The sequence below is a fragment of the Streptomyces tuirus genome (assembly GCF_014701095.1).
Lineage (GTDB): Bacteria > Actinomycetota > Actinomycetes > Streptomycetales > Streptomycetaceae > Streptomyces > Streptomyces tuirus.
This window is the reverse complement of sequence record NZ_AP023439.1, coordinates 7,078,138-7,091,280: the sequence shown is the minus strand read 5'-3', so window position 1 is coordinate 7,091,280 and position 13,143 is coordinate 7,078,138. Positions and strand designations below refer to the sequence as shown.

General features: G+C 71.3%; 12 protein-coding genes. 3 read left to right on the top strand and 9 right to left on the bottom strand.

Annotated elements, in window-relative coordinates; all coding sequences use genetic code 11:
• Window positions 1-7: 7 nt before the first annotated feature.
• Together IGS69_RS32200 and IGS69_RS32195 are read right to left on the bottom strand one after the other, a co-directional pair.
• Entirely contained in the window at window positions 8-739 is a 732-nt protein-coding gene (locus IGS69_RS32200) for a CBS domain-containing protein (RefSeq protein ID WP_190903969.1), read from the bottom strand.
• A 109-nt stretch (window positions 740-848) separates the two neighbouring features.
• Window positions 849-1,754 (bottom strand): universal stress protein, encoded by a 906-nt coding sequence (locus tag IGS69_RS32195; RefSeq protein ID WP_190903968.1) that lies wholly within the window; start codon window positions 1,752-1,754, stop codon window positions 849-851.
• A gap of 284 nt (window positions 1,755-2,038) precedes the next feature.
• On the opposite strand from IGS69_RS32195, the gene IGS69_RS32190 reads away from it, so the two are divergent.
• Window positions 2,039-2,740: a response regulator gene (locus IGS69_RS32190; protein ID WP_190903967.1), complete on the top strand. Its 702-nt coding sequence runs from the start codon at window positions 2,039-2,041 to the stop codon at window positions 2,738-2,740.
• A 21-nt stretch (window positions 2,741-2,761) separates the two neighbouring features.
• Here IGS69_RS32190 and IGS69_RS32185 read toward each other — a convergent pair whose 3' ends face one another.
• Both IGS69_RS32185 and IGS69_RS32180 read right to left on the bottom strand, forming a co-directional pair.
• Window positions 2,762-4,492, bottom strand: coding sequence for a GAF domain-containing sensor histidine kinase (locus IGS69_RS32185; RefSeq protein WP_190903966.1), 1,731 nt, complete (start codon window positions 4,490-4,492; stop codon window positions 2,762-2,764).
• An 87-nt stretch (window positions 4,493-4,579) separates the two neighbouring features.
• Complete coding sequence (locus tag IGS69_RS32180) at window positions 4,580-5,632, bottom strand: acetate/propionate family kinase (RefSeq protein ID WP_232543700.1); 1,053 nt, start codon at window positions 5,630-5,632, stop codon at window positions 4,580-4,582.
• Window positions 5,633-5,954: 322 nt separating this feature from the next.
• Between IGS69_RS32180 and IGS69_RS32175 the strand changes: the two genes are divergently transcribed.
• Window positions 5,955-6,491, top strand: a complete 537-nt coding sequence (locus IGS69_RS32175; RefSeq protein WP_190903964.1) for a phosphate-starvation-inducible PsiE family protein — start codon at window positions 5,955-5,957, stop codon at window positions 6,489-6,491.
• Here IGS69_RS32175 and IGS69_RS32170 read toward each other — a convergent pair.
• The 3 genes from IGS69_RS32170 to IGS69_RS32160 form a co-directional block, all read right to left on the bottom strand.
• Window positions 6,465-8,639: an FUSC family protein gene (locus IGS69_RS32170; protein WP_190903963.1), complete on the bottom strand. Its 2,175-nt coding sequence runs from the start codon at window positions 8,637-8,639 to the stop codon at window positions 6,465-6,467. The genes IGS69_RS32175 and IGS69_RS32170 overlap by 27 nt on opposite strands.
• Window positions 8,640-8,869: 230 nt before the next feature.
• On the bottom strand, window positions 8,870-10,045 hold the full coding sequence (locus tag IGS69_RS32165) for a glutathione-independent formaldehyde dehydrogenase (RefSeq protein ID WP_190903962.1): 1,176 nt from the start codon (window positions 10,043-10,045) through the stop codon (window positions 8,870-8,872).
• 319 nt (window positions 10,046-10,364) lie between these two features.
• Window positions 10,365-11,456 carry a hypothetical protein gene (locus IGS69_RS32160; protein WP_232543699.1) on the bottom strand — a complete coding sequence of 364 codons (1,092 nt, stop codon included), beginning with the start codon at window positions 11,454-11,456 and terminating at the stop codon, window positions 10,365-10,367.
• A gap of 297 nt (window positions 11,457-11,753) precedes the next feature.
• Between IGS69_RS32160 and IGS69_RS32155 the strand changes: the two genes are divergently transcribed.
• Window positions 11,754-12,203, top strand: a complete 450-nt coding sequence (locus IGS69_RS32155; RefSeq protein ID WP_190903960.1) for a DUF1931 family protein — start codon at window positions 11,754-11,756, stop codon at window positions 12,201-12,203.
• An 80-nt stretch (window positions 12,204-12,283) separates the two neighbouring features.
• On the opposite strand, the gene IGS69_RS32150 is transcribed toward IGS69_RS32155, so the two are convergent.
• On the bottom strand, window positions 12,284-12,712 hold the full coding sequence (locus IGS69_RS32150; protein WP_190903959.1) for a DUF2267 domain-containing protein: 429 nt from the start codon (window positions 12,710-12,712) through the stop codon (window positions 12,284-12,286).
• Between the two features lie 35 nt (window positions 12,713-12,747).
• Entirely contained in the window at window positions 12,748-13,140 is a 393-nt protein-coding gene (locus IGS69_RS32145; protein WP_190903958.1) for a DUF2267 domain-containing protein, read from the bottom strand.
• Between the last annotated feature and the right edge of the window lie 3 nt (window positions 13,141-13,143).

The following is a 13,143-nucleotide window of genomic DNA, read 5'->3' as shown; positions in this document are numbered from 1 at the left end:
GCCTCCTTCACAGTTTGCGCAGCCGGTCGTCGGCCACGCCGTGCAGCGCCTGCTCGTCCGATCGCTCACGCGTGTCGTCCAGACGCCAGGTGAGCTCCCCGACGACCGCGACCACACCGTCGATCTGCCGGGTCATGGCGACGGCGATCTCCGCTTCACTACGGCGTTCCAGCCGTCCGGCGAGCGTCACCACCCCGTCCACGGCGACCACCTCGATACTGCGGGGCATCAGCCACAGCACACGCACCAGCACCTCCTCGATCACCTCCTCCCGGATCTCCGCGTCGGGCCGCAGGAAGACCCGGAGCAGGTCCCGCCGGGTGACGATGCCGACCAGCCGGTCCTCCTCGTCGAGCACGGGCAGCCTCTTCACACCCCGCCGGGCCATGATCCGTGCGGCCTCGACGATGGTGTCCTCGGCGTGCGCGGCGACCGGCGGCGCGCTCATCAGCTCACCGGCCGTGCGGGCCGGCGCACGAGCGCTGCGCCTGCGGGCTGCGGGAGACAGCCCAGGGATCCCGAAGCGGCTCCGCGAGCGGCGCGGGTCCGGCCTCTCGGCCTCCTGCGCCGTGAGGTCGCTCGCGGAGACGACGCCGATGACCTGGTCGTCCTGGTCCAACAGGGGCAGTCCGCCGATCCGGTGGTCGGCCAGCAGCCGCGCGACCTCTTCGGCCGGCGTGCCGTACTCGGCTCGCACCACGTCCATCGCCATCAGGGAGCCGACCTTGTCGTGTTTCATGGCGCCTCCTCCTCGGGAACGACCGCGACGGGGCCCAGGGCGTGGTGCGGCACGGCGTGCGTGACGCACCGACGACCATGGGCCGGTCCATCGCCCTCGTCCTTCCGCGTCAGTCGTGTGCGACGACGGCGACCGGGGCGGTGGCGTGGTGCAGTACGGCGTGCGTCACCGAGCCGATGTGCACGCCGAACGGCTTGCGGCGGATCCGCCGCCCCACCACGACCAGGGAGGCCTCGCGCGAGGCGTTGATCAGCTGTTCCGCCGGGTTGCCCGGACGGGACGCCTCGGCCACGTCGACTGCCGGGTACTTCTCCCGCCACGGCCGCAGCACGTCGGCCAGAGCCATCGCCTCGCCTCGTGCGAGCTCCTCGTACCGCCACAGTTCGGCGGCACCGCCGTAGGAGTAGTACGAGGGCCGGCTCCACCCGTGTACGACCCGCAGGGCCGTCTCGCGCCGGGCGGCCGCGTCGAAGGCGAACTCGATCATGGTCGCGTCGGGATGGCCGGTGTCGAGACCGAGCACCACGGGCCGGTACGCGGTGGCGGCCGACGGAATGCCGACCGGGTCCCTCTGGTGCTCGTCCGCGGCCTGCTCACCGGCGCGGACCAGGACCACCGGACACTCCGCGCGCGCCACCACGGCGAGACCCACCGAACCCACCAGGAATCCGCCGATGCCGCTCATCCCCCGCGACCCCAGGACCAGGAGCTCCGTGGTGCGGGCCGCCGCCCCGAGGACCTCGGCCGGCCTGCCCGCCTCGAGCTCGGCCCTCACCTCGACCCCGGGGTGCCGCAGCCGCAGCCCTCCGGCGGTCTCGCGGGGGATCTTCTCGCTCCAGTGCTGGTGGGTCTCGGCACCGAGCAGCGGGGCCTGCGCCATGGGTTCCGGCACCGGCTCGTACACGTGGAGGAGCCTCAGACCCAGACCGCGCAGTTTCGCCTCGCGTGCCGCCCACTCCGCGGCGGCCCGGCTCTCGGGCGAACCATCGAGGCCCACGGTGATCGTGCGGGACATTCTCTCCACCTCCGCAGCGGCTCTACTGGTTCCAGCGTCGCCTCGACCGGCCCCCGCCGTGGAGATGCCACAGGTCCCGTACCGGGGCCGACCGGCCCTACCGCGGGGCTCCGGAGCGGTGCGCCCCGGGGACCGCCGGTTCATGCGGAGGCGCGGGAGAGGTGCGCCATCGGTATGACCGGGGCCGGTCGGCCCTGGTGCATCCGGTCCCCGCCCGTGATGATCGTGAGCACGGGCGGTTCCGCAGTCCGTGCTTCCAGCGCTCCGGGAAACGAGGGGTCCTGATGACCGAGCCGCGCAGCTTCACCGAGGAGCACCCGATCCGGGTCTTCCTGCTCGACGACCACGAGGTCGTCCGGCGTGGTCTGGCCGATCTGCTGGACTCCGAACCCGACATCGCGGTGGTCGGGGACGCCGAGAACGCCGAGCACGCGCTGGCCCGGGGCCCGGCGCTGCGCCCCGATGTGGCGGTGCTCGACGTGCGCCTGCCCGACGGCGACGGCATCACCGTCTGCCGCGAACTGCGCGACCGCATGCCCGGGCTGGCCTGCCTGATGCTGACCTCGTTCGACGACGAGGAGGCACTCCTCGACGCGATCATGGCCGGCGCCTCCGGTTATGTCCTCAAGCAGATCAAGGGCTCCGACCTGATCTCGGCCGTGCGCACGGTCGCCTCCGGGAAGTCCATGCTCGACCCGGAGACCACCGCCCGGCTGATGCGCTCGCTGCGCGCCGACCCGGCCGAGCAACCGGCCGTCGCCCCGGAGCTGGCGAATCTGTCGCCGCGCGAGCGGGAGATCCTCGTCCTGATCGGGGACGGTCTGACCAACCGGGAGATCGGCAAGAGGCTCTATCTGTCCGAGAAGACCGTCAAGAACCACATCTCCCGGCTGCTCGCCAAGCTCGGCGTCCAGCGCCGCGTCCAGGCCGCGGTCCTGGCGTCCCAGGTCGAGCAGCCGGAGCCGAGCGAGCGTCCCGGGCGTTAGGCCGGGCGCCGGGGCGGTACTTCAGTCTTTCGCCGGCCGCACCGGTACCCGCCACTCGACCCGGGTGCCGCCGCCGTCAGGCCCCTCGCCGAGCAGGAGATCGCCGCCGAGCGCGGTGGCCCGCTCCTCCATGTTCTTGAGTCCGCTGCGCACGGCGTCCCGGGGGATCCCGCGCCCGTCGTCGATCACCGTGAGGGTCAACTCGCCCTGGGCGTAGCGCAGGTGCACCTCCACGGAGTGTGCCCCGGCGTGCCGGGCCGCGTTGCTCAGGGCCTCGCCCAGCACCGCGAGCGCGTGATCGGCGACCTCGCCCGGCACGTCCGTGTCGACCAGCCCTTCGATCCGTACGGCGGGGGCGAAGCCGAGGGACGACGTCGCCGCCGTGACCGTGTCCGACACCCGGGCGCGCAGGCCGCTGCCCTCCCGGGTGCCGCTCTGGGCCCGCAGTCCGAAGATCGTGGAGCGGATGATCTTGATGGTCTCGTCCAGGTCGTCGACGGTCCGCGACAGCCTCTCCTCGGCCTCCGGGTGGTCGATGAAGCGCTGGGCGCTCTGCAAGGTCATCCCGGCCGCGAACAGCCGCTGGATGGCCAGATCGTGCAGGTCCCGGGCGATCCGGTCACGGTCCCTCAGCAGCGCGATCTGCTCGGCGTCCCGCCGCCGCTCGGCCAGCTCCAGGGCCAGCGCCGCCTGCCCGGCGAACCCCAGCAAGGGGCGCGTGTCGGCGTCCGTGAAGGGCGTACGGCCCACCGCGCGCCCCAGCAGCAGCACCCCTCCCGCCTTGCCGCCGGCCTCCAGCGGCACCCCGACCACGGGCCCGACCCCGGCCCACTGTGCGGCGTCGCTGCTGGTCCGCGCGTCTTCCTGGATGTCGGTGCTCACCACCGGTTCGGCGGTGGTCAGGACGGCCGCCACGAACCCGTCCTGGCCCGACATCACCAGACCGCTGCGCCGGTCCGCGTCCAGCCCCACGGCGAGCAGGGGCCGCAGCGCGTTCTCCTCCGGCACGCGCTCGGCGATCATCCCGACATCGGCGTCGGTGATCTGCCGGGCCTGCTCCACGATCAGTTCGAGCACGTCCGTGCTCGGCGCGCCCGACAGCAGCGCCCGCGTGACCTCGGAGCTCGCTCCCAGCCACCGTTCGCGCAGCCGTGTTTCCTCGTACAGCCGGGCGTTCTCGATCGCCACGCCCGCCGCCACCGCGAGCGTGGAGAGCACCGACTCGTCCTCGGCGTCGAACTCGGCCGCGCCGCGCTTCTCGGTGAGGTAGAGGTTGCCGAACACCTGGTCGCGCACCCGGATGGGCACCCCCAGGAACGAGTGCATCGGCGGGTGGTGGGCCGGGAAGCCGTACGACGACGAGTGCTCGGAGATCTCCGCCAGCCGCAGCGGCTCCGGGTGCCGGATCAGCTCGCCCAGGATGCCGTGCCCGCTGGGCAGGTCGCCGATCCGGGCCCGTTGCTCGCCACTGATGCCGACGGTGTGGAACTCGGAGAGCATGCGGTCGTCGCCGATGACTCCCAGAGCCCCGTACTCGGCGTCCACCAGCACCACCGCCGCTTCGACGATGCGCCGGAGCACTTGCGGCAGATCCAGCTCACGGCCGACCGACAGCACCGCTTCGAGCAGGTTGTGCACCCGGTCCTGGGTGCCGCGCGCCGCGTCGATCCGCGCCTGGAGTTCGTCCAGCAGCTCGTCCAGCCGCAGCTTGGGCAGCCGCTGCTCGGACCGCCCGGGCCGTTCCCCGCTCATCGTCTCCTCCGACCGGTCCCTGCGGACGCACCCGGAAGGGCGCCTTCTTCGCCTCACGATAGTGGGGTCACGCCCACGTGGTGACAGCTACCGCGTCCCGTCGGCGTCGGCGAGCGCCCGCCTGGTCTCGACGGCGATCTGCTGTGTCTCGCCGGTTGCGACCACGAGGACCGGGACACCTCCCGCCGCCTGGTCGACGCGTCGGAGGCCTTCCCGCATCAGATCGTCCAGTTCGGGGACGAACAGCCCGCCTCGCACACCGAGAACGGCAAGGTCCGAGCAGATCTCCTCGCGTACCTCGGGCTGGTCCTCACCGATCTCCCCGGTGAAGACCAGCGCGTCCAGCCGGTCCAGCGAGGCGGCCATCGAGGCGATGCCCCTGCGGCAGCTGAGTGTGAACGTCGCCAACGCCAGCGCGGCCGCGGCGTCGCCCTCCGCGCGGGCGCGCACCAGGTCCCGGGTGTCTCCCGAGGTACCGGAGAGGCCGAGCAGACCGGAATGCCGGTGGAGGGTGTCATCCAGTTCGTCCGTGCTCAGACCGTGCCGCCGCCGCAGCCACAGCAGCGCGCCCGGGTCGAGGCTGCCACTGCGCCGGCTCATCACCAGGCCTTCCAGCGGAGTGAAGCCCATGGTGGTGTCCACGCTGCGTCCGTTGCGGACTGCGCAGGCCGAGCAGCCGCCTCCCAGGTGCGCGAGCACGACCTGGAGGTCGTCGACGGGCCGGCCCAGGGCCTGCGCCGTCCTCTGCAGTGCCCACGCGTAGGAAAGCCCGTGGAAGCCGTACCGGCGCAGCCCGTACTCGGCTCGCCATCGCTCCGGCACGGCGTATGTGCGCGCCGGTGCCGGCAGATCCTTGTGAAAGACAGTGTCGAAGCAGGCGACATGAGGAACGTCGGGCAGGAGTTCTCGTGCGGCGTCGACCATGCGCAGGGCAGGGGTGACGTGCAGCGGCGCGAGATCGGCGACGTCCGCCAGCAGAGCCCGTACGCGTGCGTCGATCAGCGTGTGTCCGGTCAGGTGGGGACCGCTGTGGACGATGCGGTGACCGACCGCCGCGGGAGCGGGCACCTCGCTGAGAAGGTCCCGCAGTTCCGCCGCCGCAGCGGGCCCCGGGGGCTGTGCGGCGCTTCGATCCGCCACCCGTTCACCGTCCGCCGCGAACAGAGTCATGTGAAGGCTCGAAGAGCCGGCGTCGAGGACCAGTACGTGACCGTCACGGCTGTCGTGGGAGCGGTCGGCACCCATCACACACCTCCAGCGCACTCGTGTCCGACACTGATGTCCCAGTCGCCGTCCTCCAGGCGGGTGCCGCCGTTTTCCCGCAGGCCGGAGGCCAGGTCCCGGGCCGAACGGGAGGGCAGATCCCGGGTCGGCGCTTCCCCAAGGCTGTCACCGCAGGGAGGAGTCCGCTCGTCCACTCGTTCGGCAGCACGCCGCGCCTGCGGGCCGCGGCAGCCCTAGCATGCTGAATGTGCGACCCATTCTCCCGAAGATCGAGGGCGGCCGGGTACAGGGCCTCCTGCAGCTCATCGAGGACGGCATCCACCTCGTCGTCGCGGCACTCCTCGTACTGCTCGCGGGGATCCTGACCGTCGGGGTCGTCCATGACGTCATCCGGTCGGTCCAGGGGCCGTACCGCGAGGAGACGGTCGTTCTCTCCGCCCTGGACAGCGGCCTGGTGCTGTTCATCGTGGCCGAGCTGCTCCACACCGTCCGCCTCACCATCAGGAACCGGACCCTGGACGCGGAGCCGTTCCTCGTCGTCGGCCTGATTGCCGGCATCCGCAAGGTGCTCATCGTGACGGCCGAGGCGGAGAAGTCCTTCCGGTGGAACGTACAGGGGATCGAACTGCTGGTCCTCGCGGGGCTGATCCTCGTGATGGCGACAGCGGTGTACGTGTGGCGGCGCTCGACACGGCCGGGAGACTACTTCCCGCTCCAGGAGGCACGGCGCCCACCGTCGCCGGAGCCCTCACCCACCCCCGTGCGCGGGCCCTGATCCGTCGTCTTCCGCGGCCCCGGCAGCCCGCACCCGTTGCTCCTCGCGGGCAGAGCCGACGTCCCGTTCGAGGGGTGTGCGGCTCACGGCTGTCGCGAGGTCGTCCAGGGCCCTCTTCTGCAGTTCGACACCGCGCCGCAGCACCGGGCTCCGGTCCCCGGTGGCGCCTTCCCACGCGTGGAGCGCCTTCCTCGTGCGCCTCCAGTCCGGATTCCTGTGCTCGCGTACGGCGTCCGCCGCCTGCGCGGTGTCCGCCTCCAGGGCCTCGGCGAACTCCTCCGCCCCGGGGACCGAACGGCTGTCGGCCCGCGGGACGTGACTCTCCATGAGCATCGCCGCCCGGTCGAACCCCTTGAGCGCCTCCTGCGCATCCTCCGCCTCGCGCGACGTGAGCCCCCTGGGGCGGACCGGTTCCTGCCGTGCCCGGTCGTAGGCGTCCTGCCAGGCGGCGCGTGCCTCCCTGCTCGCCAGCAGGGCCCTGCGCATGTCGGCGCGGTGCTCCCGGGTCGGTTCGGCGTAGCTGCGGAGCACTGCGGCCGCGTAGCGACCGTCGGCGGCGAGCCAGTCCGCGAGCCGATCCGGCAGCCGAGGGGTCTCCCAGGCGGGGAACACCACGTACGCCAGCATGGCCAGGACCCCGCCGAGCAGGGTGAGCACCACCCGCTCCGGGACCGTCTGCTCCCATGCCTGGCCGCCCATGCCGAGCAGGAAGACGACGTACGCGGCGGTGAAGCACTGGGAGTAGGCGTAGCCGGTACGGAGCACTGTGTACGCCAGGGCCGCCGAGACCACGGCCAGCGCGCCGAAGACATGGGCGTCCGGGCCCAGGGCACGCACGATCCCGGTGGCGAGCGCGACCCCCGCCAGGGTGCCGGCGAGACGGCCCACCGCACGCGCGTACGTGCGGTGGAAGTCCGGCCGCATCACCATCACCGAGGCGATGGGCGCCCAGTAGCCGTGGCCCACGGGCAGCCGGGAAGCGATGAGGTAGCCGATGGTGGCCACCGCGGCCAGGCGGACGGCGTGCCGGAACACGGGCGAGTCCCGGCACAGTTCACGGCGGACCGCCCGGACGACGACCGGGAGCAGCCGGAGCATGGTCGGGCGGACCAGGAACTGGGCGTTCGCGGGGCCGGGCGGCGTAGGCGCCTGGTCGCGCGCCCCGCCGCTCCGGGCGATCTCCAGCGCCTCGGCGAGCAGTTCCACGAGCCGTTCGGCGGCCTGCCGGGCGGGGCCCTGAAGCACCTCGTCCTCCTCGTCGATGCGCAGGACGTCCGCGCTCCCGGGCGGCACCTCGGCGGGAGTTCCGCGGCGGATCGAACGGGCGGCCGCGTCCAGGACGTCGGCGGCCGCGCCGAGCAACTCCCGTGCGCGGTCCCGCCCCGGTCCCTCCGCCGGGGCGCCGACGTCCGGGTCGGCGAGCGCGGCGACGACCGGCAGAATGCGCTCGGCGAGGCCCCGGGGGCCGTGCAGGACGGGGGGACGGGTGCGGGCCTGTGACGGTGTCACGGCGGCCGCGTCCCGGGCCGTCATCAGCGGCTCCGGGTCGAACGGCGCGGTCGGGTCGTGCCGCAGCCGGCGGGCGTGGTCGGCCACGGCGGCCAGCGCGTCGGCCAGCGCGTCACGGTGGGCCCCCCAGCGGCGGACCGGGAACAGCAGGATCAGCAGGGCCTGCGCCACGCCGCCGAGCGCGATGACCCCGGCGTGTTCCAGGGCCCGCCCGACGCTGGTGGGCAGGGTGATGGTCACCAGCATGCTGCCGACCGTCGTGGCCGCGACGATCCCGGCGGTCGATCCGAGGGCCCATGCCATCCCCGCGGCGAAGGCCCATGCGGCCAGCAGCGGGAGGAACGTCACGAGTCGCCCGGCGGCCAGGTAGCCCACGAAGGTGCTGAGCGCCAGACCCGCGCCCGCGGCGAGCGCGATCACCTTGCGCGGACGCCAGGTGCGCTGGAAGGTGGCAGCGCCCGCGGAGTAGGCGCCGAGGGCGGCGGACGCGGCGTACTCGGGGGAGACCAGCCACAGCGCCGGCCCTATGACAAGGGCCACCCCGGCAGCCGTACGCAGCGCGAGCAGGGGCTCCAGCCGCGTCTCCTCGATCGTGAGCCCGGATCGCACGATCTCCCGGAAGATCCGCAGCCACGTCACGGTGTGAGCCCGGTCGAATGGCCGTGCCGGGTCGCGACGGGCTGCTCGAGGTGCGGCCGCCGGGTCAGGAAGCCTCCCGCAGGGGCCGAGAGCTGAGCGTCGGTGCGTACGCGGCACATCAGCATGCGGCCTCCCCAGTCCCAGGGTTTCCACGCGCGCATGCCGGGCGGGGTGTTCCCCTCCGGGCCGGCCGGCATGCGGGGCCGCGGACGGGCGGCGGCCGTGGGTCGCTATCGCTTGCTGCCGTTCCCGTGTCCGTCGGGATGCAGGACCACCTTGGTCCAGCCCTCGTCGCGGGCATCGAAGTGCTCATAGGCGGTGGGGGCGTCGTCCAGGCCGAGTTCGTGCGAGACGACGAAGCTGGGCTTCGCCTTTCCGCCGGCGATCAGATCCCGAAGTGCCCGGTTGTACTTCTTCACGGGCGCCTGCCCGGTGCCCATGCCCTGGCCCTTGAACCACATCATGCCGAAGTCGATCGGCACCTTGCCCTGCGCTTCCAGCTCCCCCTGTGCCTCCGCGCCTCCGGGGTCCTCGGGCAGGAACACGCCCACCACGCCGATGTGGCCCGTGAACCTGACCGTGTCGATGAGTCCGTTGACGGTGAGACTGGCGTCCTCGTGTCCCTCGGGGTCGTGCGCCTGGTAGCCGACGCATTCGCAGCCGTTGTCGGCGCCCAGGCCGAGGGTGGCCTCCTTGACGACCTCCGCCGGGTCCTGCTCGGCGATGTTGATCGCAATGGCCCCGATCTCCTCCGCCTTGCGCAGCCGGTCGGGCTGGTGATCGGCCACCCAGACACGGCCGGCGCCCTTGAGCACGGCGGAGTAGGCGGCCATCAGCCCGACCGGACCGGCCCCGAAGACGATGGTCTGGTCGCCCGGTTTGACGTGGGCCATCTCGGTGGCGTGATAGCCGGTGGGGAAGATGTCGGCGAGCATCACGTAGTCGGTCTGCCGCTCGGCGGCGTCCTCGCCCAGGCGCAGCGCGTTGAAGTCGCCGTAGGGCACGCGCAGCAGTTCCGCCTGGCCGCCCTGGTAGGGGCCCATGTCGGCGAACCCGTAGGCGGCTCCGGCGAGGGCCGGTTCCGGCTGCATGGTCAGGCAGTAGTTGGTCAGCCCCCGTTCGCACTGCTTGCAGAAGCCGCAGGCGATGTTGAAGGGCAGAACCACGTATTGGCCGACCTGGACCTTGCGCACGGCCGAGCCGACCTCCACGACCTGGCCCATGTTCTCGTGTCCCAGCGTGCGGCCGGACTCGAACGAGGTGCGGCCCTCGTACATGTGCAGGTCCGAACCGCAGATGTTGGTGGTGGTGATCTTGACGATGATGTCGCAGGGGTGCTCGATCTTCGGGTCCGGTACGTCCTTCACCGCGACCGTTCGCGGGCCTTCGTATACCGCTGCTTTCATGATGGCGATCCCTTGTTGTCGCGGCATGACCGCACCATGGCGGTGATGGAGACGGCGCGAGGAGCCTGACTCCCGGGAGTTGCACGCGTGGGGTTGGTGTTCGCGCTCCGTGGCTCCGGCATGCCTCTGCGGGTCGTTCACCCGGGTCAGGTGCAACGGGGCCGCCGGCGGCTTGCGATGCGGAGCGCCGGCGCCCCGGCGGCGTGCCGTCCGGGTCCCCCTTCGGCCTCGACGCGAAACGGGCACGCGCGCACCGATCAGCGAAACCCTCCCGTCCGGACGGCCACCGACCACCGCCGTGTCTCCGGCTCGGGCCGGGCTAGTCCTTGTGGTCGTCCTGGAGCCACTGGCGACGTTCCTGTTCGCGCTTGGAGTAGGCGGCTGCCCGGATCGCATCGTCGCTCTCCAGGCCTGATCCCAGCGCGCCGCCCACGGTGGCGACCGAAGCGACGAACCAGGACAGCGTCAAGTACTGCTCAGCGTCCAGTGGAATTCGCGTCACGGCTTTGAAGGCTTGGCCGTTGAGGATGAACAGCGCCCACGCCAAGTTGATGACCATCAGACCCGCGTAGCAGACGAGCACGCCGATACCCACGGTCAGGACCGTCGAGGCGTTGTACAGCCGCGCCCTCTGCCTGGCCTCCGGAGAGCTCTCTGTCGCCGTGTGCCACAGATCCGCGTCTATGATCAGCCAGCCGATCATGATCGCGACAGATCCGATGGTGGCAATCACGAGGCGTGGCGTGCCGAGGGACGCGGCGAGGGTCCAGACGGTGGAGTTCACGGTGGCGACCGCTCCCGTGGCGAGTGCGGCCGCCAGGGCTTTCGACAAGCCCGGCACCAACCGCCACGGCCGGTTGGCGCGGACCATACCGGCGAGGACCCGCAGGTAACCGCGCGGCCCGCCGGCGACGTAGCGAAGATCGTCGCTCTCCTTCTCAGCGGTCCGGCCCGGATGAAAAGGGGCGGGGCGATCGGCGGAGGGCCCCGGGAGTGGCTCACTTGGCGGAGCTTCCTCAGCCCCGTCCGTTTGCGGACCCGCCATGCCGAGCACGGCCTCTTCGACGGCCCGCCTTGCCCTCGTCTGCAGCCGCAGGCCCCCCAGTGAAGGAAGAGAGAGCAGTACCAGGCCGTGTTCGTGATTCAGATTCACGGCCAGCTTGCGCCCGTCGGAGTGCAGCGGCAGGTCGGTGAGGGCCACCACGATGTCCCAGTTCTGCGTACTGCCACGGTCCCTGATCCTGCGCATCAGGGTGGGCGGGTCCTCCGTCCCCGAGGTGAAGGGCTCACTGACCACCTCGACCTCGAACCGTCGCCCCTGGCCCGACTTGTCGGTGAGCCGATCAGGAAGTGTCCGGGCCATGCGCCGCGCGATCTCCGTCGGTGCGTCCGGATCCGCCAGGAGAGCCACGACCGTAACGCCCTCGGACGACCCCTGCATGACCGGACCCTCTCGTCGGCTGCCCCGCCGGTCCCGGGTGCCCACGGACGCCGCAGCGGTAACGTGCACGCCACGTGACACGGCGGCCTCCGCCGGCGGCGGGTGCACGGCAACCCGGGCAGTCGGACGCATGGGCCTGGCAGGGCAATACAGGGAGGCCAATTGGGCCCGGCGTGCGCAAGCGATCGCGCGCCCCCATCGGCCAGGCTGGCCTTCGAAGCCCAGGGGCCGGGAACCACCCGGCTCCCGCAGCCGGAGGTTGCCGTCATGACCGTGATGTCCATCGCCAGGTTCGAGAGGTTCTTTCGCGCGGCCGCAGGGCTGGACGTGGACAAGAACGATCTCAAGCGCTACAGCGACTTCGTGGACGCCAAGCTCTACGATCTGCTGACCGTCGCCCAGGCCACCGCCAAAGCCAACGGGCGCGACATCATCCAGACGTCTGACCTGCCGATCACGAAAGGCCTGCAGGAGAGCATTCACAACTTCCGGAAGCTCGACCAGGAAGTGGAACTCAAGCCGATCCTGGAGCAGCTCGCCACCCATCCCCCCCTGGACCGCACGCCCGATGAGGAGACCGAGGCGGCGTATCCGGACATCATCGGCGGACTCAGCCTGGCCCTTGCTCAGAGCTTCAAAATCCTCCATCCCGACCTGAAGAACCCCCAGACCCAGCACTGGGACGAGGCTCGAGCCGTCTTCGACCTCCTGTTGTGACTGCCCCTGGCCGACGAAGCGGAGCGGCGCTGCCCAACGGCGGCGCCGCTCCGCTGTCATGCCATCTCAAGCCACCGGGGTCACGGCAGGAGCGCGGCAAACGAGTTCGGCACCCGGGATTTGAGGTGCTCCCATTCGCCGGCGCTCACATGGCGCTCCAGCGTTTTCAGCACGGTGCGCACCAGCTGCTCGGTGCCACCCTCGACCGCATAGGGGAATTCACTGCGGACCCGGGCGAAGAACTCCTCGTTGCTCATCTTCACGGGCGTGTCGGCCGGTTTCCAGCCGTCGTAGTAGACGCCTCTGACGAGGGTCGGCAGTTGGGCGCCGAACTGCACGGCCGTCTCCACCGGGAGACGGTCCCGAAGCGGGTGCAGCACGGCCCGCACTGCCGCGTACGACTGCTTACGCCGTTCCTTGGGCCACCCGAAAGCCTCCTCGACGTCCTTGAGGAGCCGGTTGGCCTTGTCCACCATGGTGTCGAACGAGGAGAAACCTGTATCAACCATTTGCGTGGGCCTTTCGTTCCGGGCGCCTCGAGGGCTCAGTCCGCGAGGTCGGCCTTGCCGAACAGGACCGCGTAGCTGGAGGGGAGTTGACTGATGACCTGATTCAGCTCTCCGCCGGTCACAGCGTCGGCAACGGTGCTCAGGACCGCGCTCGCGTCCCACTGCGCCGTACGTGGCCGGGCCTGGGTGCGCTCGGCGACCCGGCGGTAGAACTCCTCGATCCCGAAGCTCTCCGCCTGCTGCGGCGTGGCACGGTCCAGAACCTCACGCAGCGGGCCGGGCAGCTGGGATGCGAGGTCCTTGACCTCTCCCGGACTGATCCGCTGGGCCAGCACTTCCAGCACGGCGTTCGTGACCTCCGCGGCTTCCTTCTGGTCCTTGTACTCGCCTCGCTCGCGTACATGGGCGAGGAATCCGTCGTATTTCATCGC

Excerpts from the sequence above, each read along its gene's own strand:
- IGS69_RS32190 (WP_190903967.1), top strand. The coding sequence starts at position 2,039 with ATGACCGAGCCGCGCAGCTTCACCGAGGAGCACCCGATCCGGGTCTTC.
- IGS69_RS32165 (WP_190903962.1), bottom strand. The coding sequence starts at position 10,045 with ATGAAAGCAGCGGTATACGAAGGCCCGCGAACGGTCGCGGTGAAGGAC.
- IGS69_RS32155 (WP_190903960.1), top strand. The coding sequence starts at position 11,754 with ATGACCGTGATGTCCATCGCCAGGTTCGAGAGGTTCTTTCGCGCGGCC.
- IGS69_RS32200 (WP_190903969.1), bottom strand. The coding sequence starts at position 739 with ATGAAACACGACAAGGTCGGCTCCCTGATGGCGATGGACGTGGTGCGA.
- IGS69_RS32185 (WP_190903966.1), bottom strand. The coding sequence starts at position 4,492 with ATGAGCGGGGAACGGCCCGGGCGGTCCGAGCAGCGGCTGCCCAAGCTG.
- IGS69_RS32195 (WP_190903968.1), bottom strand. The coding sequence starts at position 1,754 with ATGTCCCGCACGATCACCGTGGGCCTCGATGGTTCGCCCGAGAGCCGG.
- IGS69_RS32145 (WP_190903958.1), bottom strand. The coding sequence starts at position 13,140 with ATGAAATACGACGGATTCCTCGCCCATGTACGCGAGCGAGGCGAGTAC.
- IGS69_RS32150 (WP_190903959.1), bottom strand. The coding sequence starts at position 12,712 with ATGGTTGATACAGGTTTCTCCTCGTTCGACACCATGGTGGACAAGGCC.
- IGS69_RS32175 (WP_190903964.1), top strand. The coding sequence starts at position 5,955 with ATGCTGAATGTGCGACCCATTCTCCCGAAGATCGAGGGCGGCCGGGTA.